Here is a 20,540-nt window from a genome sequence, read left to right as displayed (position 1 = left end):
CGGCCGGGGCGTCGTCGTCGCTGACGAGACGGGACTGCATCCTTCGATGTAGTCGGGGACCGTCCCCGGGGAGCACGCCTGCGGGGCGCCCGCCGTGTTGGATGGAGTCATGGCCGCCCCGCTCCCCCGCCCGCACCGCTTCGACGTCCACGTCGCGGTGGCCGGGCTGCTCAGCGGCGTCCTCGTCTGGGCGTTCGGCCTGTACGCGAACTCCGGCCGGCCGCTCGCCGGACCCTGGACGCTCGTGCCGCTCACCGTGATGGCGGGGCTGGAGCTGCTGCGCCGCAGCAGGCCCCAGGCCGCCGTGCTGGCCGGCACCCTGGCGCTGGTCGCCGACCAGTTCACCCGGGGCAGCATCGTGACGGTCCTGATGTACACGGATCTCATGTACGCGGCCGCGCTGTACGGCACCCCGGCCGCCGCGCGCCGCCTCCCCGTCACCACCGGGCTGGTCACCGTCGGAATGACGGTCGGCTTCCTGGCCTGGTGGCGGACGCCGGAGGCGTTGCTCGTCGGCTTCCTGACCGGCCTCGTCTCCTTCGGCCCGGCCGTCACCGGTGCGGTGGTCCGCAACCACCGGGACGCCGCCGAGTCGGCCCGGCTGCGGGCCGAACAGACCGCGCTGCTCGCCGAGATGGACCGTGTGCAGGCGGTCACCGCGGAGCGGGCGCGGATGGCACGCGAACTGCACGACATGGTCGCCAACCATCTGTCGGCGATCGCCATCCACTCCACGGCCGCGCTCTCCCTGGACGACCCGCGCACCACGCGGGACGCCCTGGCCGTCATCCGCGAGAACAGCGTCGACGGACTCGCCGAGATGCGGCGGCTCATCGGCATCCTGCGCCACGACAGCGGCGACCGGGGACCGTCCGCGGCGCCGACCCTCGACGGCATCGGCGCACTCGTGACAGGCGCCCGCACCAACGGCCTCGACGTCGTGCTCGACGCGGCACACGACGACGGTCTGCCCGCGCCGGTGGGGCTCGCCGCCTACCGCATCGTCCAGGAGTCCCTGACCAACGCCCTCAAGCACGCCTCCGCCGGCCGGGTCACCGTCGTGCTGGCCCAGCGGGACGGGCTGCTCACCGTGCGGGTGACCAGCCCGTACGGCGACCGGGGCGGGCCGCGGGCGCCCGGCTCCGGTGCCGGTCTGATCGGCATGCGGGAGCGCGCCGCCCTGCTCCGCGGCACCTTCGACGCCGGGCCCGAGGAGTCGCCCGGCTCTCCCACCGGCACGGTCTGGACCGTGCGCGCCACACTGCCGCTCAGCCAGGGAGGAACCGGATGATCCGCGTGCTCGTCGCCGAGGACCAGGCAGCCGTGCGGGCCGGGCTCGTCCTCATCCTGCGCAGCGCGCCCGACATCGAGGTGGTCGGCGAGGCCGCGGACGGCGAGCGGGCGGTGGCACTCGCCCGTGAACTGCGGCCGGATCTCGTCCTGATGGACATCCAGATGCCGCTGCTCGACGGGGTCGCGGCCACCCGCAGGGTCGTCGCCGAGGGCCTGGCCGACGTGCTCGTGCTCACCACCTTCGACCTCGACGAGTACGTCTTCGGGGCGCTGCGCGCGGGTGCCGCCGGGTTCCTGCTGAAGAACACGGACGCCAAGGACCTGCTGTCGGCCGTACGGACGGTGGCGGGCGGGGAGGGGCTGATCGCCCCGGCCGTCACCCGGCGTCTGATCGCCGAGTTCGGAGCCGGAGCGGCGCGCGAGCCGGCGGCCGATCCGTCCGTCCTCGACGTCCTCACCCGCCGGGAGCGCGAGGTCCTGTCCTGCCTCGGTCGGGGACTGTCGAACGCGGAGATCGCCGTCCGTCTCGACATGGCCGAGGCCACCGTGAAGACGCACGTCAGCCGCCTGCTGGGGAAGCTGGAGCTGCGCAGCCGGGTCCAAGCCGCCGTACTGGCGCAGGAGTTGGGCGTCTAGATCGCCCGCAACCTCACTGGTCCAGACCTATTGACCTGTGGTCCAGACCTTTCTATTCTCACCGCACCGCGCTTAGCCATGCCCACGACACCCCCGCCACCGGCTGCAGCGGCCCCGGCGGCGAACAGACGAAGAGGAGAGGCATCATGCGCTTCAGGCAGAGAGCCAGACTCAGAGCCGTCGCAGGTCTCACCACCCTGCTGCTCCCGTTCGCCGCCCTGGTCGGGCTCGCGAGCCCCGCCGCGGCGGCCGGCTCCGCGACCGCCACGTACTCCAAGACCCAGGACTGGGGCTCGGGCTTCGAGGGCAAGTGGACCGTCAAGAACACCGGCACCACCAGCATCAGTTCGTGGACGATCGAGTGGGACTTCCCCTCCGGCACGTCCGTCACCTCGGCCTGGGACGCGGACGTCACCAGCTCCGGCACCCACTGGACCGCGAAGAACAAGGCCTGGAACGGCACGCTCGCCGCCGGCGCCTCCGTCTCCTTCGGCTTCAACGGCTCCGGCTCCGGCTCGCCCTCCAACTGCAAGCTGAACGGCGACAGCTGCGACGGGGCCACGGTTCCCGGTGACGCCGCCCCCTCGGCGCCCGGCACCCCGACCGCGTCCGGCATCACCGACACCTCGGTGAAGATCTCCTGGAGCGCCGCCACCGACGACAAGGGCGTCAAGAACTACGACGTCCTGCGCGACGGCGCCAAGGTCGCCACCGTCACCACCACCTCGTACTCGGACACCGGCCTGAGCGCCGGCACCGACTACTCCTACACCGTCCAGGCCCGTGACACCGCGGACCAGACCGGCCCCGCGAGCGGCGCGGTCAAGGTGCACACCACGGGCGGCGGCACCAACCCGGGCCCGGGCACCGGCAACAAGGTCAAGCTCGGCTACTTCACCGAGTGGGGCATCTACGGCCGCAACTACAACGTCAAGAACCTGGTGACGTCGGGCTCGGCCTCGAAGATCACGCACATCAACTACGCCTTCGGCAACGTCACCGGCGGCAAGTGCGCAATCGGCGACTCCTACGCCGACTACGACAAGGCCTTCACCGCCGACCAGTCGGTCAGCGGCGTCGCCGACACCTGGGACCAGCCGCTGCGCGGCAACTTCAACCAGCTGCGCCAGCTGAAGGCCAAGTACCCGAACATCAAGGTGCTGTGGTCCTTCGGCGGCTGGACCTGGTCCGGCGGCTTCGCCGACGCGGCGAAGAACCCGGCGGCCTTCGCCCAGTCCTGCTACGACCTGGTCGAGGACCCGCGCTGGGCCGACGTCTTCGACGGCATCGACATCGACTGGGAGTACCCGAACGCCTGCGGTCTGACCTGTGACACCAGCGGTGCCGCGGCCTACAAGAACCTGATGCAGGCCCTGCGCGCCAAGTTCGGCACGAACAACCTGGTCACCGCGGCCACCACCGCCGACGGTTCCACCGGCGGCAAGATCGACGCGGCCGACTACGCGGGCGCCGCCCAGTACGTCGACTGGTACAACGTGATGACGTACGACTTCTTCGGCGCCTGGGAGGCCAAGGGCCCGACCGCCCCGCACTCCCCGCTCACCTCGTACAGCGGCATCCCGCAGGCCGGCTTCACCACCGCCGACGCGATGGCCAAGTTCAAGGCGAAGGGCGTGCCCGCGAGCAAGCTGCTGATCGGCATCGGCTTCTACGGCCGCGGCTGGACCGGCGTCACCCAGGACGCGCCGGGCGGCACGGCCACCGGCCCCGCGGCGGGCACCTACGAGCAGGGCATCGAGGACTACAAGGTCCTCAAGTCGTCCTGCCCGGCCACCGGCACCATCGCCGGCACGGCGTACGCGCACTGCGGCACCAACTGGTGGAGCTACGACACCCCGGCCACCATCGGCTCGAAGATGACCTGGGCCAAGAACCAGGGTCTGGGCGGTGCGTTCTTCTGGGAGTTCAGCGGTGACACCAGCAACGGAGAGCTGGTGAGCGCGATCAACAGCGGGCTCAACTGACCCGCGACCCCTCGCCCACCGTCGCGCCGCGGCCGGACCTCCGGGTCCGTCCGCGGCGCACTCCGTTCGCCTCCCGGCCGGCCATCACGCCACGTTCACGCGCTGGCCGGGCGGGGCCGCCTCCAGCCAGGCGAGGAAACCGGTCAGCGCGTCCTCGCTCATGGCGAGCTCCAGCCGCGTGCCCCGGTGCAGACAGGTGAGGATGACCGCGTCGGAGAGCAGCGCCAGCTCCTCCTCGCCCTCGGGGGCGCGGCGGCCCGCCACCTCGATCGCCGAGCGCTCCAGGGTGCGGCGCGGCCGGGGGGCGTAGGAGAAGACGCGGTACCACTCGATGCGGTCGCCGTTGTAGCGGGCGACCCCGTAGCTCCAGCCCTTGCCGTTGGTGTCGCTCTTCTCGGGGACGTCCCAGCGCAGACTGCAGTCGAACGTTCCGCCGGAACGCTGGATCAGCCGGCGGCGGAGACCGAAGACGAACAGCCCCACCACCACGAGCGCCACTACCAACCCGCACACAGTCAGAGCGAGGACCATCGACACCGACCTCCTCGTCTCCTAGGTAAAGCAGGTAACGGAACGGAAAAAAGCACCCGCATCGCCTCAGCCGCGGCCCGGTCTGGATTGCTCCAGTCCCGGCCGCGGCTGAGTCACGTCATTACGTGCGTGCTGGGGTCAGCGAGCCGACACCGCACGCAGTCGGACGTCCGCGCGACGCTCGGCGGACGCGTCCGCGTCCGACTTCGCGCGCTCGAGCGCCCGCTCCGCACGCTGGACATCGATCTCGTCCGACAGCTCGGCGATCTCGGCCAGCAGCGAGAGCTTGTTGTCCGCGAACGAGATGAAACCGCCGTGCACAGCGGCCACGACCGTCGCACCGTCGTTCGTACGGATGGTCACCGGGCCCGACTCCAGCACACCGAGCAGCGGCTGGTGACCGGGCATGACGCCGATGTCGCCGGACGTGGTACGCGCGACGACCAGGGTGGCCTCGCCGGACCAGACACTGCGGTCCGCGGCGACGAGCTCGACGTGCAGCTCAGCAGCCAAGGTGGGCTCCTCGGGTCACCACCCGGCGTTGCTGCCGGGTGTTGGGTCAAAGTCTAGTAGGCGTACGAGAGGGGGCGGGACGCACCCGCCCCCTCTCGCCACGATTGCGGGACCGGCGTCAGGAGACGCCGAGCTCCTTGGCGTTGGCCTTGAGGTCCTCGATGCCACCGCACAGGAAGAACGCCTGCTCCGGGAAGTGGTCGTACTCGCCGTCGATGATCGCGTTGAACGCGGTGATCGACTCGTCCAGCGGAACGTCCGACCCGTCGACGCCGGTGAACTGCTTGGCGACGTGGGTGTTCTGGGACAGGAAGCGCTCCACGCGACGGGCGCGGTGGACGACGAGCTTGTCCTCTTCGCCCAGCTCGTCGATACCGAGGATCGCGATGATGTCCTGAAGGTCCTTGTACTTCTGCAGGACCGTCTTGACGCGCATCGCGGTGTTGTAGTGGTCCGCCGCGATGTAGCGGGGGTCCAGGATGCGGGACGTGGAGTCCAGCGGGTCCACGGCCGGGTAGATGCCCTTCTCGGAGATCGGACGGGAGAGAACCGTCGTCGCGTCGAGGTGGGCGAACGTGGTGGCCGGGGCCGGGTCGGTCAGGTCGTCCGCGGGGACGTAGATCGCCTGCATCGAGGTGATCGAGTGACCACGGGTCGAGGTGATGCGCTCCTGGAGGAGACCCATCTCGTCGGCCAGGTTCGGCTGGTAACCCACCGCGGAGGGCATACGGCCGAGCAGGGTCGAGACCTCGGAACCGGCCTGCGTGAAGCGGAAGATGTTGTCGATGAAGAACAGCACGTCCTGCTTCTGCACATCGCGGAAGTACTCCGCCATGGTCAGACCGGCCAGGGCCACGCGCAGACGGGTGCCCGGGGGCTCGTCCATCTGACCGAAGACCAGCGCGGTCTTGTCGATGACGCCCGACTCCGCCATCTCCTCGATGAGGTCGTTGCCCTCACGCGTGCGCTCGCCGACACCGGCGAACACGGAGACACCGTCGTGGTTGTTGGCGACGCGGTAGATCATCTCCTGGATGAGCACCGTCTTGCCGACGCCGGCACCACCGAACAGACCGATCTTTCCACCCTTGACGTACGGGGTGAGAAGGTCGATGACCTTGACGCCGGTCTCGAACATCTCGGTCTTCGACTCGAGCTCGTCGAAGTTCGGGGCCTTGCGGTGGATGGACCAGCGCTCGCCCGTGTACTGCTCGTCGACGTTCAGCACCTCACCGAGGGTGTTGAACACCTTGCCCTTGGTGAAGTCGCCGACCGGGACGCTGATGCCCGTGCCCGTGTCGGTCACCGGGGCCTGGCGGACCAGACCGTCGGTGGGCTGCATCGAGATGGTGCGGACCAGGCCGTCACCCAGGTGCTGGGCGACCTCCAGGGTCAGCGTCTTGAGCTCGCCCTCCTGCGCCGGGTCGGCGACCTGGACGTGCAGGGCGTTGTAGATCTCCGGCATCGCGTCGACGGGGAACTCCACGTCGACGACCGGGCCGATGACCCGGGCGACGCGGCCCGTGGCAACGGCCGTCTCAACAGTGGTCGTCATTACTTGTCACTCCCCGCGGTCGCGTCGGCGAGGGCTGCGGAGCCACCGACGATCTCGCTGATTTCCTGGGTGATTTCGGCCTGGCGGGCCGCGTTGGCAAGTCGGGAGAGCGTGGTGATCAGGTCTCCCGCGTTGTCGGTGGCCGACTTCATCGCGCGGCGCGTGGCGGCGTGCTTGGAAGCAGCCGACTGGAGCAGCGCGTTGTAGATACGGCTTTCGACGTACCGGGGCAGCAGGGCGTCGAGGACGTCCTCCGCCGACGGCTCGAAGTCGTACAGCGGAAGGATCTCGCCCTTGGTGGACGTCTCCTCCGCGACCTCTTCGAGGCTGAGGGGAAGCAACCGGCTGTCGATCGCCGTCTGCGTCATCATCGAGACGAACTCGGTGTAGACGATGTGGAGTTCGTCCACGCCGCCTTCAGCCGTGTCCTGCTCGATGGCCTCGATCAGCGGACCCGCAACCTTCTTCGCGTCCGCGTACGTGGGCTCGTCGGTGAAACCCGACCACGACTCCGCGACCTTGCGCTCGCGGAAGTTGTAGTGGGCCAGACCGCGGCGGCCGACGATGTACGTGTCGACCTCCTTGCCCTCGGCCTCGAGACGTGCGGTCAGCTGCTCCGCGGCCTTGATGGCGTTGGAGTTGAAGGCGCCGGCCAGTCCGCGGTCGCTCGTGAGGAGCAGCACCGCGGAACGGGTCGCCGTCTCCGCCTCCGTGGTCAGCGGGTGCTTGGTGTTCGACCCGGTACCGACCGCCGTGACCGCGCGGGTGAGCTCGGTCGCGTACGGCGCGGAGGCCGCCACCTTGCGCTGCGCCTTGACGACGCGCGAGGCGGCGATCATCTCCATCGCCTTGGTGATCTTCTTGGTCGCGGTGACGGATCGGATGCGACGCTTGTAGACCCGGAGCTGGGCTCCCATGAGTCAGGTCCCTTCCTTACGTCACTTGGCGGCGGCCGGAGCGTCCTCGCCGAGAAGCTTCCCGTCCGAGGTCTCGAACTGCTTCTTGAACTCCGTGATGGCGTCCGCGACGGCGGTCAGCGTGTCGTCCGACATCTTGCCGCCCTCCTTGATGGAGGTCATGAGGCCCTGCTCCTTGCGGTGCAGGAACTCCAGGAGCTCCTTCTCGAAGCGGCGGATGTCGTCGACCGGGACGTCGTCCATCTTGCCGGTGGTACCGGCCCACACGGAGACGACCTGGTCCTCGGTCGGCATCGGCTGGTACTGGGGCTGCTTGAGCAGCTCCACCAGACGCTGACCGCGCTCCAGCTGGGACTTCGACGCGGCGTCCAGGTCGGAACCGAAGGCGGCGAACGCCTCCAGCTCACGGTACTGGGCGAGGTCCAGACGAAGTCGGCCGGAAACCTGCTTCATCGCCTTGTGCTGCGCGGAACCACCGACTCGGGAGACGGAGATACCGACGTTCAGCGCGGGGCGCTGACCGGCGTTGAACAGGTCCGACTCCAGGAAGCACTGGCCGTCGGTGATGGAGATGACGTTGGTCGGGATGAACGCCGAGACGTCGTTGGCCTTCGTCTCGACGATCGGCAGACCGGTCATCGAGCCCGCGCCCATCTCGTCGGAGAGCTTCGCGCAGCGCTCCAGGAGGCGGGAGTGCAGGTAGAAGACGTCACCCGGGTAGGCCTCGCGCCCCGGCGGGCGACGGAGCAGCAGGGACACGGCGCGGTAGGCGTCGGCCTGCTTCGAGAGGTCGTCGAAGATGATGAGGACGTGCTTGCCCTCGTACATCCACTGCTGGCCGATGGCCGAGCCGGTGTACGGCGCCAGGTACTTGAAGCCGGCCGGGTCGGACGCCGGGGCGGCGACGATGGTCGTGTACTCCAGCGCGCCGGCGTCCTCGAGGGCGCCACGCACGGAGGCGATGGTCGAGCCCTTCTGGCCGATGGCGACGTAGACGCAGCGGACCTGCTTCTTCGGGTCGCCGGTGCGCCAGTTGTCGCGCTGGTTGATGATCGTGTCGACGGCCAGGGCGGTCTTGCCGGTCTGGCGGTCACCGATGATCAGCTGACGCTGGCCACGGCCGATCGGGGTCATCGCGTCGACGGCCTTGTAGCCGGTCTCCATCGGCTCGTGCACCGACTTACGGGCCATGACGCCCGGGGCCTGCAGCTCGAGGGCGCGGCGACCGCTGGTCTCGATCTCGCCGAGGCCGTCGATCGGGTTGCCGAGCGGGTCGACGACGCGGCCGAGGTAGCCCTCGCCCACGGCGACCGACAGCACCTCGCCGGTACGGGTGACCGGCTGGCCCTCCTCGATGCCGCTGAACTCGCCGAGGACGACGCAGCCGATCTCGCGCTCCTCGAGGTTGAGGGCAAGACCGAGGGTGCCGTCCTCGAACTTCAGCAGTTCGTTGGCCATGGCCGAGGGGAGGCCCTCGACCTTCGCGATGCCGTCGCCGGCAAGGGTGACCGTACCGACCTCCTCGCGCGAGGCCGCGTCCGGCTTGTACGACTGGACAAAGTTCTCCAGCGCGTCCCGGATCTCCTCCGGCCGGATCGTGAGCTCCGCCATCTGGGTTCCCTGCTCTCCTTGTTGGGCCCGAAGTTTCACTTTGGGGGTCTGGGGGCGACCCCCAGGAATCCTCTGCAACGGCCCAACGAGGGCCGTAACTGCGTTCTTGCGTATGAAGTTGCTGCTAGCTCGCCATGCGGCGGGCGGCCTCTTCGAGCCGGTCCGCGATGGAGCCGTTGATGACCTCGTCACCGACCTGCACCCGGATCCCGCCGAGGACCTCGGGGTCCACGTCGAGGTTGAGGTGCATCCGGCGCCCGTAGAGCTTCGCCAGAGCGTCGCCGAGGCGCCGCTTCTGTCCGTCACTCAGCGGTACCGCCGAGGTGACGACGGCGACCATGCGGTCCCGGCGCGCGGCGGCGAGCTTGGACAGGGACTCCAGTCCCGCTTCCAGGCTACGTCCACGCGGCACGGTCACGAGGCGCGTCATCAGTCGCTCGGTCACCGGGTTGGCCCGGCCGCCGAGCAGGCTGCGCAGCAGCTCGCCCTTGGCGGCCTTGCCGGCGGCGCGGTTGGTCAGCGCGGCGCGCAGCTCGGTGCTCGAGGAGACGATCCGGCCGAACCGGAACAGCTCGTCCTCGACGTCGTCGAGCGCGCCGGCCCGCTGGGCCACCGTGAGCTCGGCGACATTCGCCAGCTCCTCCAGCGCGTCCACCAGGTCGCGCGGCTGTGACCAGCGGGAACGCACCAGACCGGCCACCAGGTCGGCGGTCACGCCGCTGACCTGGCTGCCGAGGAGGCGCTGGGCCAGTTCGGCCTTGGCCTCGCCGGACTGCGCCGGGTCGGTCAGGACCCGACGCAGCGACACCTCGCGGTCGAGCAGCGCGGTGACGGCGGCCAGCTCGTCGGCGAGCTGCGCCGCGTCCACGGACGTCGAGTCCGTCAGCGCGTCGAGACGCTCACGTGCGGCTGCCAGGGCCTCGCGGCTCGCTCCGTTCATCGCGCGGCCTCGGCCTTCTCCTCGAGCTCGTCGAGGAAGCGGTCGATGGTCCGGCTCTGCCGGGCGTGGTCCTCGAGGGACTCACCGACGAGCTTGCCGGCCAGGTCGGTGGCGAGCTTGCCCACGTCCTGGCGCAGGGCCTGCGCGGCGGACTTGCGGTCGGCCGCGATCTGGGAGTGACCGGCGGCGATGATTTCCTCACGCTGCCGCTGGCCTTCCGCGCGCATCTCCGCGATGAGCGTGGCGCCCTGCTCCTGTGCCTCCTGGCGCAGGCGCGCGGCCTCGTGACGGGCCTCGGCGAGCTGAGCCTTGTACTGCTCAAGAACGCTCTGGGCCTCGGTCTGAGCGGCCTCGGCCTTTTCGATACCGCCCTCGATGGCCTCGCGACGCTGCTCCAGAACCTTGTTGATGTTCGGGAGGAGCTTCCAGGCCAGGAAGCCGAAGACGATGACGAAGGCGATCAGGCCGATGACGAGCTCGGGAATCGGCGGGACGAGGGGGTTTTCCTTCTCCTCGGCCGCCAGAATGAGCAGGTGGCTCATGTCAGTGCCTTTCGTCTAGTGGGCTGTCGCTGATCGGGGGGATCAGGGGCCGTAGACGAACGGCATGACCAGACCGATGAGGGCGAGCGCCTCACAGAAGGCGAAGCCGAGGATCTGGTTGGCGCGGATCAGACCGGCGGCCTCGGGCTGACGGGCCAGGGCCTGGGTGCCGTTACCGAAGATGATGCCGACGCCGACGCCGGGACCGATCGCGGCGAGACCGTAGCCAATGGAACCGAGCGAGCCGGTGACCTCGGCAGCGAGGTTCATCATGTCTGCATTCCTTTGCTGTGAACTGGCCGGTGGGGGTTGGCCACCGAACAACTAGGGGGTCTTGGGGTGGGTCGCTCAGTGGTGCTCGGCGAGCGCGCCCTGGATGAAGGTGCAGGTCAGAAGCACGAAGACGTACGCCTGCAGGGCCTGGATGAACAGCTCGAAGGCCGTCATGACGAGGACCATGATGAACGAGACGCCCGAGTAGACGATCCCGAAGCCGTTGAGCAGGTACCAGCTGGCGATCGTGAACAGCAGCAGCAGGGTGTGACCCGCGAACATGTTCGCGAAGAGTCGCACCGCGTGCGTGAACGGCCGGACGAGCATGTTCGACAGGAGCTCGATGAACATGGCCAGGGGCAGAACCGGGCCCAGCGACTTGTCGTAGCCGGTGATGTTCTTCCACGCACCGACGAATCCGTGCCGCTTGAACGTCAGCGAGACCCAGACGATGTAGACGATCAGTGCGAGAACCGCGGGGTACGCGATGATCGCGGTGACCGGGAACTGGGCGACCGGGATGATCGACCAGAGGTTCATCATCCAGACGAAGAAGAACAGCGAGACGACGAGCGGGACGTACTTCTCGCCTTCCTTCTTGCCGATCGTCTCGTAGACGACACCGCGGCGGATGAAGTCGTATCCCGCCTCGGCGACCATCTGCAGCTTGCCGGGGACGACCTTCGGCTTGCGGAAGGCGGCCCAGAAGAAGGCCACGACGATGACGGAGCCGAGCAGCGCCAGCAGCATCGTCTTGTTGAAGTAGACGTTGCTGTCACCGTCGCCCCAGAGGGGCTCGAACAGGAACGAGTGCAGGCCGGGAGCCGGGAATCCACAGCCGTCGAAGATGTGGCAATCGGTCTCGAAGGCGAGCACCTGCGTCGGGTCAGCACTCACCGCGGGCTCCTTCAGCGTGGCGCATAGGTACGGCAACCTCGTTGTGTCGGCGCGGCGCGCAGCCGCGGTTCGGCACTGGACTGGTGTTACGGATGTGGGGGCGGCTGTGGGGCATCAAGCCTCGCGATTGAGCAGGCGTCAGCTCAGATGCCCGCGCCCGCGATGCCGCAGTTGGCACCGGACGATAGCAGGATCTCCCACGCGCCTTTATCCCGGCCCTACCCCTCACGACGAGTGCCCCGAGTTCTCGGGCTTGTCGTCCTTCGAGGAGTCGGGCTCGACGTAGAGGATCTTGGCCTTCATGTGGGCACGCGCCTGCGCGCCGATCCACGTGAGCGTGGCGGCGACGAGCGTGATCGCGAAGGCCTTGGGGTTGAACAGCGTCGTGTTCTTGAACACGGCGACGAAGATGAAGAGCAGCAGGATCTGCGCCGTGTAGAGCAGCAGGCCCATCGCCTGGAAGAGATGCGGGAGCGATGCGGCGACGCGCTGCAGCACGTAGAGCCCGAGACCCATGAAGAGGATCACCACCAGCGTCGCGACGATCGCCCCGACAGCTCCCTTGCCGCCGGCGACCACACCACTGACGACGGCGGCAATCGCGCCGACGGCAGCTGTGGGCACAGCGGCCTGAAGGAGAATCCGGGCGTCATTGGACGGCATGGCGGCAACTCCGCTTGCTAAGGGGGGCGTGTCGTCATGGACGAGCGTAGTCCCGGGCCGAGTGCGTTCCTCACGCCAAGAGGCCGTCGCATCACGGCCCTTCGGCTCTATCCCGGGTTCTCGTGAACCGTATCACAAACTATTTGATGAGGTCTTTACCTGGTTGGTGTGCTCGCTGTCACACATGAGAGTTAATCCGCGCGTCTGTGCAGAATCGGCGCCAACTTGTCTGGTATCGAGCCGCTTTGCGAGCGCCGCTCTTGCAGGATTCTTACCTGGCGTCAGCGCGAGGACCCGGCCCCGCGCCGGTCCAGCCGGCGCTCCCGGACACCAACTGCGGTGGCCCCGTTGACTCCTGAGACGCCTGTGACGACCGGGGTGCGGGGCTCCTCCTCGTCCTGCGCGTGCGCGGCCGACGGGGCGCCCTCCCCCGCCACGGGGGCGACCGCTCCCCGGCGGCGGTAGCGCGGCGGCACGAAGCGCTCGGCCCAGCGCGGGATGCGCGGGGTGAAGCGCGGCAGCAGGAGCAGCACGAGTCCGACCGCGCTGAACAGCATGACGCCGAGCACGATCCACATCGACGCCGAGTTCACCGAGTACGCGAGGGCGCCGAAGGCGATCACCGCCGACCAGAAGTACATGATCAGGACGGCCCGGCTGTGCGAGTGGCCGACCTCCAGCAGTCGGTGGTGCAGGTGCCCGCGGTCGGCGGCGAAGGGCGACTGGCCCCGCCAGGTGCGCCGCACGATCGCGAGCACCAGGTCGGCGGCCGGCACGGCGATGATCGTCAGCGGCAGCAGCAGCGGGATGTAGACGGGCACCGTCTGATGCACGGTGTTGCGCTCCGAGCCGGAGAACAGGTTCATCGCGTCGGGGTCGATCTGCCCCGTGATGGAGATCGCACCGGCGGCGAGCACCAGCCCGATGAGCATCGACCCGGAGTCGCCCATGAAGATCCGCGCGGGGTGCATGTTGTGCGGCAGGAAGCCCAGGCACATGCCCATGAGGATCGCCGCGAACAGCGTCGCCGGGGCGGCGGCCTCGATGCCGTAGCTGTACCAGATGCGGTACGCGTACAGGAAGAACGCCGCCGAGGCGATGCACACCATGCCGGCGGCGAGCCCGTCGAGGCCGTCCACGAAGTTGACGGCGTTGATGGTGATCACCACCAGGGCGACGGTCAGCAGCGTGCCCTGCCACTGGGTGAGCGCGACGAGACCGACACCCGGGATGGGCAGCCAGAGGATCGTCAGACCCTGCATGACCATGACGCCCGCGGCGATCATCTGGCCGCCCAGCTTGATCAGGGCGTCGATCTCGAACTTGTCGTCCAGGACGCCGATCAGCCAGATCAGCGCGGCGCCCGACAGCAGCGCCCGCGGTTCGTTGGAGCTGGCGAAGACCCCGTTCAGGTTCTCCAGGTGGTCCGCCACCAGCAGCCCGGCGCACAGTCCGAAGAACATCGCGATCCCGCCGAGCCGCGGAGTGGGCTCCCGGTGCACGTCACGTGCCCGGATCTCCGGCATGGCTCCGGCCACGATCGCGAACTTCCGTACCGGCCCTGTCAGCAGATACGTCACCGCGGCCGTGATGCAGAGCGTCAGCAGGTATTCACGCACGGGCTTCCCCACAGGTCTCGCTGGCCATCACAGCCCCACACCCTAGCTTCGCGCGCATATGAGTGAGGACTTCCGGGTAGCGACGATGGTTGCACGAGTGCCTGTGCCCGCAGAGCCGCCCACCCGTCGCTAGCCGGGATACGGGGGAAATCTTCCGGTCAGCTCCCGTACTTCTTCACGTGCGGCTCCGCTCGCGGCGTCCTCCCGCAGCACACTCCCGAACAGTACGGCGATCTGCACCATCTCCGCCTCGCCCATGCCCTGCGTGGTGACCGCCGCGGTGCCGATCCGCAGCCCGCGCGCGTCCCCGTGCGGCAGCGCGCAGGTGTCCAGGACCAGACCCGCCGCGGCGAGCCGGCCGCGCGCGGTGCGCCCCTCGACACCGAGCGGCGCCGGATCGACGGTCAGCAGGTGGGTGTCGGTGCCCCCGGTCGTGATCGCGAGGCCCTGGGCCTCCAGCGCCGCGGCCAGCACGCGCGCGTTCGCGACCACCTGATGGGCGTACGCCGAGAAGCCCGGTGTTGCCGCCTCGCCGAACGCGACGGCCTTGGCGGCGATCGCATTCATCTGCGCACCGCCCTGGGTGAACGGGAACACCGCCCGGTCCAGGCGCTCGGCCAGCTCGCCGCCGCACAGCAGCATCCCGCCGCGCGGACCCCGCAGCACCTTGTGCGTGGTGGCGCACACGACGTCGGCGTACGGCACGGGACTCGGCGCCGCTCCCCCGGCGACGAGCCCCATGGGGTGCGCGGCGTCCGCGATCAGGTAGGCGCCCACCTCGTCGGCGATCTCCCGGAAGGCGGCGTAGTCGATGTGCCGCGGATAGGAGATGGAACCGCACACGATCGCCTTCGGGCGGTGCGTGCGGGCCAGGCCGCGCACCTGCTCGTGATCGATCAGCCCGCTCTCCGCGTCCACGCCGTACCCGACGAAGTCGAACCAGCGGCCGGAGAAGTTCGAGGGCGAACCGTGGGTGAGGTGGCCGCCGAACGGCAGGCCCATCGCCAGCACGGTGTCGCCCGGTCGCAGCAGCGCGGCGTACGCGGCGAGCACCGCCGAGGACCCCGAGTGGGACTGCACGTTGGCGTGCTCGGCACCGAACAGGGCCTTGGCACGGTCGACCGCGAGGCGCTCGGCGAGGTCGACGATCTCGCAGCCGCCGTGGTGGCGGGCGCCGGGATAGCCCTCGGCGTACTTGTTGGCGAGCGGCGACCCGAGCGCGGCCAGCACGGCGGGCGAGGTGAAGTTCTCGGCGGCGATGAGCTGCAGGGTGGCCGACTGCCGGTCGCGCTCCCCGAGCAGGATGTCGGCGAGCTCCGGGTCCTGCCGGCGCAGGACGTCCGCTTCGAGCATGGGTGTGACCGGCATGGTGGACTCCGGACCTCGGCGGGGCGTGGCTACGTCCAATGTAGAACCGGGACCGGTGGCACGCCCGGTGTCAGGTCCGGGCGGGCACACCCGTCAGCGCCGTGACGACCGGATCCAGCGCCTCGTTGATCTCGTCGCCGATCGAGCGGAAGAACGGCAGCGGGGCGCCGTACGGGTCGTACACCTCGTCCGCCTCCGCCGTCGGGGCGAGGAGCCACCCGCGTAGCGCGGCCGCGGCCCTCACCAGAGCGCGGGCGCGGGCGACCACGCCGTCGTCCAGCGGGGGCAGGGTCGCCGGGTCTATGGCGCGCACCAGCCGGGTGAACTCCTTGAGGGTGAAGGTGCGCAGACCCGCCGAGTGGCCCATGGAGATGACCTGGGCGCGGTGGTCGCGGGTGGCCGTCAGCACCAGGTCGGCCCGGATGACGTGGTCGTCGAGGAGTTCACGCCCGACGAAGCCGGAGGCGTCCGCGCCGAAGTCGGCCAGCACGGCCTCGGCGTTGGCCTCCATGGGTGCGCCCTCGTGGCCCCAGGTGCCCGCGCTCTCCACGATCAGACCGCCCCACAGGGGGTCACCGAGGCGGTCCGCCAGGGCATGGCGGGTCAGCCGCTCGGTGATCGGCGAGCGGCACACGTTGCCGGTGCTGACGTGGAGGATGCGGAAGGACCCCTGGGGGGACCCGTTGGCCTCCGTGATCCCCGTGCCTATGCCACGCATGGGGGTGCTCCCTGGTCGAGCGGAGTCGAGAGCCGGGGGGAGTCAGGGGCTGTCAATTCGCCACCTCGAGGTCGGGTACGACCTTGCGCAGCTCTCCGGCGGACAGTGCCCCCTCGCGCAGCAGAACGGGCACCTTGCCGGTCACGTCGACGATCGAGGAGGGGACGATGCCCGGGGTCGGGCCGCCGTCCAGGTAGACCGAGATCGAGTCGCCGAGCATCTCCTGCGCGGCGTCGCAGTCCTCCGGAGAGGGGTGGCCGGTGAGGTTGGCGGAGGAGACGGCCATCGGGCCGACCTCGGTGAGCAGCTCGATGGCGACCGGGTGCAGCGGCATGCGCACGGCGACGGTGCCCCGGGTGTCGCCCAGGTCCCACTGCAGGGACGGCTGGTGCCTGGCGACGAGCGTGAGGGCGCCGGGCCAGAACGCGTCGACGAGCTCCCAGGCCATCTCGGAGAAGTCCGTGACGAGCCCGTGCAGGGTGTTCGGGGAGCCGATGAGGACGGGGGTGGGCATGTTGCGGCCCCGGCCCTTGGCCTCCAGCAGGTCGGCGACGGCCTCGGAGCTGAACGCGTCGGCCCCGACGCCGTACACGGTGTCGGTCGGCAGCACCACGAGCTCGCCACGGCGGACGGCGGACGCGGCCTCGCGCAGCCCGGTCGCGCGGTCGGTCGCGTCGTTGGTGTCGTATCGCCGTGCCATTTAGCGGGCCTCCTCGTACACGTACAGCTGGCTGGGAGAAACGGTGGGCGTGCTCACGGCATCGCCTTGCGGGCGGTCGCGAACCGCGGCCGGTTGTTGAGGTCCGGGTGGTCGGCCGCGTCGGCCCAGCCCCGCTCCTCGGTGAAGATCCACGGGACCTGGCCGCCCTGCGTGTCGGCGTGCTCGATCACGACGACCCCGCCGGGCCGCAGCAGCCGGTGCGCGGTGCGTTCGATGCCGCGGATGAGGTCCAGCCCGTCCTCGCCGGAGAACAGGGCGAGTTCGGGATCGTAGTCGCGGGCCTCCGGGGCGACGTACTCCCATTCCGTGAGAGGGATGTACGGCGGGTTGGAGATGACCAGGTCCACCTGGCCGTCGAGGTCCGGGAAGGCCTCCAGGGCGTCTCCCTGGCGCAGGTCGACCCTGGACCCCTCGACGTTCTTGCGCGTCCACCTCAGGGCGTCCTCGGACAGCTCCACGGCGTGCACGCGCGAGCGCGGGACCTCCTGGGCGAGGGCCAGCGCGATGGCGCCCGAGCCGGTGCACAGGTCGACGATCAGCGGCTCCACGACGTCCATGGCGCGCACCGCGTCTATGGCCCAGCCGACGACCGACTCGGTCTCGGGCCTGGGCACGAAGACGCCGGGACCGACCTGCAGCTCCAGGTAGCGGAAGTAGGCGTGGCCGGTGATGTGCTGGAGCGGCTCGCGCGCCTCGCGGCGCGCGATCACCTCCCAGTAGCGGGCGTCGAAGTCGGTGTTCTTGACGGAGTGCAGCTCGCCCCGCTTCACGCCGTGCACGAAGGCGGCGAGCTCCTCCGCGTCGTTGCGCGGCGAGGGCACGCCGGCGTCGGCCAGCCGCTGGGTGGCCTGGGCCACTTCCGCGAGCAGCAGGTTCACGCTGGTCCTCCGGGACTGAGCTGTTCTCGTGTGCGGGAGCGTGCGGGGGTGGCTCAGGCGGCGGCGAGCTTGGCCGCCGAGTCGGCGTCCACGCACGCCTGGATCACGGCATCGAGGTCACCGTCGAGCACCTGGTCCAAGTTGTACGCCTTGAAGCCGACGCGGTGGTCCGAGATGCGGTTCTCCGGGAAGTTGTACGTGCGGATCTTCTCGGAGCGGTCGACGGTGCGGACCTGGCTGCGGCGGGCGTCCGCGGCCTCCCGCTCCGCTTCCTCCTGGGCCGCCGCGAGGAGCCTGGAGCGCAGGATACGCATCGCCTGCTCCTTGTTCTGCAGCTGGCTCTTCTCGTTCTGGCAGGAGGCGACGACTCCGGTGGGAAGGTGCGTGATGCGCACCGCGGAGTCGGTGGTGTTCACCGACTGCCCGCCGGGTCCGGACGAGCGGTAGACGTCGATCCGCAGGTCGTTCGCGTGGATCTCGACGTCGACCTCCTCGGCCTCGGGCGTGACGAGCACACCGGCGGCGGAGGTGTGGATGCGGCCCTGCGACTCGGTCGAGGGCACCCGCTGCACGCGGTGCACGCCGCCCTCGTACTTCAGGCGGGCCCAGACGCCCTGGCCGGGCTCGGTCGCGCCGTTGCCGCCCTTGGTCTTCACGGCGACCTGGACGTCCTTGTAGCCGCCGAGCTCGGACTCGGTGGCGTCGATGATCTCGGTCTTCCAGCCGACGCGCTCGGCGTAGCGCAGGTACATGCGCAGCAGGTCGCCGGCGAACAGGGCCGACTCGTCGCCGCCCGCGCCCGCCTTGACCTCCAGGATCACGTCCTTGTCGTCGCTGGGGTCGCGCGGGACCAGCAGCAGACGGAGCTTCTCGGTGAGCTCCTCGCGCTGCTTCTCCAGTTCCTTCACCTCGGCGGCGAAGTCGGGGTCGTCGACGGCGAACTCCTTCGCCGTGCCGATGTCGTCCCCGGTCTGCTTCCAGGAGCGGTACGTCGCGACGATCGGGGTCAGCTCGGCGTAGCGCTTGTTGAGCTTGCGCGCGTTGGCCTGGTCGGCGTGGACCGACGGGTCAGCGAGCTTCTTCTCCAGATCGGCGTGCTCGCCGATCAGTTCCTCGACCGCCTCGAACATCTCCGGCTCCAATGGGCTGTCCCCGCTCGGACACGAGCGTGGGGGACGTAGGTACGACGAATGGGGGCTGCACCGCAAAGCGCCGGTCCCGGCGTCCCCTGCGCGGGGACACCGGAGACCGGCGCTGTGGGCTCGCTACTTCTTGGCAGCTGCAGCCTTGCCGAAGCGGGCCTCGAAGCGGGCCACACGGCCACCGGTGTCGAGGATCTTCTGCTTGCCCGTGTAGAACGGGTGGCACTCGGAGCAGACCTCGGCGCGGACGGTGCCGCTGGAGATCGTGCTGCGGGTGGTGAACGACGCGCCACAGGTGCAGCTGACCTGCGTCTCGACGTACTCGGGGTGGATGTCGCGCTTCAAGGGTGTCTCCTAGTTTCGGGAGGGCGCCGGGTCGCCGCCGCGGGATGCGGGTGCGTGAACCGGAGCCGACGTACCAGTCTGCCAGGACTGGGCGCATCCCCCAAAACCGGGGTGGGGGACGTTCTATTCCCCGGGGCCTTCCCGACCCCGTCCCGAGGGTGTCCCGGACGGCCCCGGACGGTCAGCCGGAGCTGACGACGCCCTTGGCCTCGCCGGTCGCCGTGCCCTCGGTGGCCGACTCGGGAATCGCCCGGTCGGCCTTCAGCGCCTTCCAGACCTGCCCGGCCTTGGTCTTCTCGACCAGGACCCGGTTGGCGTCCGCGCTGTCGTACCGGACCGGCATGGTCACCATGGTCATCTTCGAGGCGCTGATGCCCTTGAATCCGCCGGCGAAGGACGCGAGGTCCTTGACGGAGGCCAGGTCCGAGTCCGTGGTCACGGTCTTCGTGGCGGTGTCGGCGACGTCGTAGAGCTTCTTCGGACTGGTCAGGACGCCCAGCTCCTTGACCTGCTCGACCAGTGCCTTGATGAACGCCTGCTGGAGCTGGATGCGGCCGAGGTCGGAGCCGTCGCCGACGCCGTGCCGGGTGCGGACCAGGCCGAGCGCCTGCTCGCCGTCGAGGGTGTGGCTCCCGGCCTTCAGCTTCAGGTGGCTGTCCGGGTCGGAGATGTCCTCGGTGGTGGTGATGTCCACCCCGCCGAGGTCGTCGACGAGCTTCTCGAAGCCGCTGAAGTCGACCTCGACGTAGTGGTCCATGCGGATACCGCTGAGCGACTCGACGGTCTTGACGGCGCAGGCGGCGCCGCCGGTGGAGTACGCGGAGTTGAACATGACCTGCGACGCGGCGTCGTGGGTCACGCCCTTGCCGTCGGTGCAGCTGGGCCGGTCGACGAGGGTGTCGCGGGGTATCGAGACGACGCTGGCCTTCTTGTGGCCCTTGTAGACGTGCACGACCATCGCCGTGTCCGAGCGGGCCGAGCCGTCGTCGGTGCCGCCGCCCAGCTTCTTGTTGGTGCCCGAGCGGGTGTCCGAGCCGAGGACGAGGATGTCCTGCGAGCCGTTGTCGACGTCCAGCGGCCGGTCGCTGCCGAGGGCCTGGTTGATGTCGACGCTCTTGATGTTGCCGTTGAGCTTGAAGTACAGGTACCCGAGCCCGGTGCCGCCCAGGGCGACGATGCCCGCGGCGGCCCAGGCCGTGACGAGCAGGCCCTTGCGGCGGTTGCCGCGGGGGGCGCTGCGGCGGCCCGGGGCGCGGTGGCGGGGGCCGTTCGGGCCGGGTTCCGGAGGTGTGCCGGGTACCGGCGTGCTCTCGGCAGACATGTGCTCCTCAGTCCTTGTTTCGGTCGGTTACCCCCTGGTTTCAGGGCTAGGCCCGGTCTGTCACGACGCGTA

General features: G+C 69.6%; 21 protein-coding genes. 3 read left to right on the top strand and 18 right to left on the bottom strand.

Annotation, left to right across the window (positions count from 1 at the left end; translation table 11 throughout):
* Positions 1-109 precede the first annotated feature (109 nt).
* From ACZ4NT_RS10515 to ACZ4NT_RS10505, 3 genes are all read left to right on the top strand, one after another.
* Positions 110-1,291, top strand: coding sequence for a histidine kinase (locus tag ACZ4NT_RS10515; RefSeq protein ID WP_121406004.1), 1,182 nt, complete (start codon positions 110-112; stop codon positions 1,289-1,291).
* On the top strand, positions 1,288-1,929 hold the full coding sequence (locus tag ACZ4NT_RS10510; RefSeq protein ID WP_467724686.1) for a response regulator: 642 nt from the start codon (positions 1,288-1,290) through the stop codon (positions 1,927-1,929). Before ACZ4NT_RS10515 ends, ACZ4NT_RS10510 begins: the two co-directional genes overlap by 4 nt.
* A 146-nt stretch (positions 1,930-2,075) precedes the next feature.
* The gene (locus ACZ4NT_RS10505; RefSeq protein WP_467724684.1) at positions 2,076-3,914 is read left to right on the top strand and encodes a glycosyl hydrolase family 18 protein; all 1,839 of its coding nucleotides are present in this window, start codon (positions 2,076-2,078) and stop codon (positions 3,912-3,914) included.
* 84 nt (positions 3,915-3,998) lie between these two features.
* Here ACZ4NT_RS10505 and ACZ4NT_RS10500 read toward each other — a convergent pair whose 3' ends face one another.
* The 18 genes from ACZ4NT_RS10500 to ACZ4NT_RS10415 form a co-directional block, all read right to left on the bottom strand.
* Positions 3,999-4,445, bottom strand: a complete 447-nt coding sequence (locus tag ACZ4NT_RS10500) for a DUF2550 domain-containing protein (RefSeq protein WP_121406001.1) — start codon at positions 4,443-4,445, stop codon at positions 3,999-4,001.
* A gap of 138 nt (positions 4,446-4,583) precedes the next feature.
* A complete protein-coding gene (locus ACZ4NT_RS10495; protein ID WP_121406000.1) occupies positions 4,584-4,958 on the bottom strand; it encodes a F0F1 ATP synthase subunit epsilon in 375 nt (124 codons plus the stop codon).
* Between the two features lie 118 nt (positions 4,959-5,076).
* Complete coding sequence (atpD, locus tag ACZ4NT_RS10490) at positions 5,077-6,513, bottom strand: F0F1 ATP synthase subunit beta (protein ID WP_121405999.1); 1,437 nt, start codon at positions 6,511-6,513, stop codon at positions 5,077-5,079.
* On the bottom strand, positions 6,513-7,430 hold the full coding sequence (locus ACZ4NT_RS10485) for a F0F1 ATP synthase subunit gamma (RefSeq protein ID WP_121405998.1): 918 nt from the start codon (positions 7,428-7,430) through the stop codon (positions 6,513-6,515). The genes atpD and ACZ4NT_RS10485 overlap by 1 nt, the downstream gene beginning before the upstream one ends.
* A gap of 21 nt (positions 7,431-7,451) precedes the next feature.
* On the bottom strand, positions 7,452-9,041 hold the full coding sequence (gene atpA / locus ACZ4NT_RS10480; protein WP_121405997.1) for a F0F1 ATP synthase subunit alpha: 1,590 nt from the start codon (positions 9,039-9,041) through the stop codon (positions 7,452-7,454).
* A 124-nt stretch (positions 9,042-9,165) separates the two neighbouring features.
* Positions 9,166-9,981: a F0F1 ATP synthase subunit delta gene (locus ACZ4NT_RS10475; RefSeq protein WP_121405996.1), complete on the bottom strand. Its 816-nt coding sequence runs from the start codon at positions 9,979-9,981 to the stop codon at positions 9,166-9,168.
* Positions 9,978-10,523 carry a F0F1 ATP synthase subunit B gene (locus ACZ4NT_RS10470; protein WP_121405995.1) on the bottom strand — a complete coding sequence of 182 codons (546 nt, stop codon included), beginning with the start codon at positions 10,521-10,523 and terminating at the stop codon, positions 9,978-9,980. The genes ACZ4NT_RS10475 and ACZ4NT_RS10470 overlap by 4 nt, the downstream gene beginning before the upstream one ends.
* A gap of 42 nt (positions 10,524-10,565) precedes the next feature.
* Positions 10,566-10,796: an ATP synthase F0 subunit C gene (gene atpE / locus ACZ4NT_RS10465; protein WP_121405994.1), complete on the bottom strand. Its 231-nt coding sequence runs from the start codon at positions 10,794-10,796 to the stop codon at positions 10,566-10,568.
* Between the two features lie 75 nt (positions 10,797-10,871).
* On the bottom strand, positions 10,872-11,693 hold the full coding sequence (gene atpB, locus ACZ4NT_RS10460; RefSeq protein WP_121405993.1) for a F0F1 ATP synthase subunit A: 822 nt from the start codon (positions 11,691-11,693) through the stop codon (positions 10,872-10,874).
* A gap of 225 nt (positions 11,694-11,918) precedes the next feature.
* Positions 11,919-12,356, bottom strand: a complete 438-nt coding sequence (locus tag ACZ4NT_RS10455) for a hypothetical protein (RefSeq protein WP_121405992.1) — start codon at positions 12,354-12,356, stop codon at positions 11,919-11,921.
* A gap of 281 nt (positions 12,357-12,637) precedes the next feature.
* Complete coding sequence (locus ACZ4NT_RS10450; RefSeq protein WP_121405991.1) at positions 12,638-13,975, bottom strand: MraY family glycosyltransferase; 1,338 nt, start codon at positions 13,973-13,975, stop codon at positions 12,638-12,640.
* Positions 13,976-14,104: 129 nt separating this feature from the next.
* Positions 14,105-15,343, bottom strand: coding sequence for a serine hydroxymethyltransferase (locus tag ACZ4NT_RS10445; protein WP_467724680.1), 1,239 nt, complete (start codon positions 15,341-15,343; stop codon positions 14,105-14,107).
* Between the two features lie 70 nt (positions 15,344-15,413).
* Positions 15,414-16,061 (bottom strand): arsenate reductase/protein-tyrosine-phosphatase family protein, encoded by a 648-nt coding sequence (locus tag ACZ4NT_RS10440; RefSeq protein ID WP_121405989.1) that lies wholly within the window; start codon positions 16,059-16,061, stop codon positions 15,414-15,416.
* A gap of 52 nt (positions 16,062-16,113) precedes the next feature.
* Entirely contained in the window at positions 16,114-16,761 is a 648-nt protein-coding gene (locus ACZ4NT_RS10435) for an L-threonylcarbamoyladenylate synthase (RefSeq protein ID WP_121405988.1), read from the bottom strand.
* A 53-nt stretch (positions 16,762-16,814) separates the two neighbouring features.
* Positions 16,815-17,660 (bottom strand): peptide chain release factor N(5)-glutamine methyltransferase, encoded by an 846-nt coding sequence (gene prmC / locus ACZ4NT_RS10430; protein ID WP_467724678.1) that lies wholly within the window; start codon positions 17,658-17,660, stop codon positions 16,815-16,817.
* 53 nt (positions 17,661-17,713) lie between these two features.
* Positions 17,714-18,790: a peptide chain release factor 1 gene (prfA, locus tag ACZ4NT_RS10425; protein WP_121405986.1), complete on the bottom strand. Its 1,077-nt coding sequence runs from the start codon at positions 18,788-18,790 to the stop codon at positions 17,714-17,716.
* A gap of 135 nt (positions 18,791-18,925) precedes the next feature.
* Positions 18,926-19,147 (bottom strand): 50S ribosomal protein L31, encoded by a 222-nt coding sequence (gene rpmE, locus ACZ4NT_RS10420; protein WP_010984345.1) that lies wholly within the window; start codon positions 19,145-19,147, stop codon positions 18,926-18,928.
* 181 nt (positions 19,148-19,328) lie between these two features.
* A complete protein-coding gene (locus ACZ4NT_RS10415; protein WP_467724676.1) occupies positions 19,329-20,468 on the bottom strand; it encodes an LCP family protein in 1,140 nt (379 codons plus the stop codon).
* Positions 20,469-20,540: the final 72 nt, after the last annotated feature.

This window comes from Streptomyces sp. NPDC026417 (assembly GCF_055567695.1).
This window is presented reverse-complemented; position numbering and strand designations above follow the sequence as displayed.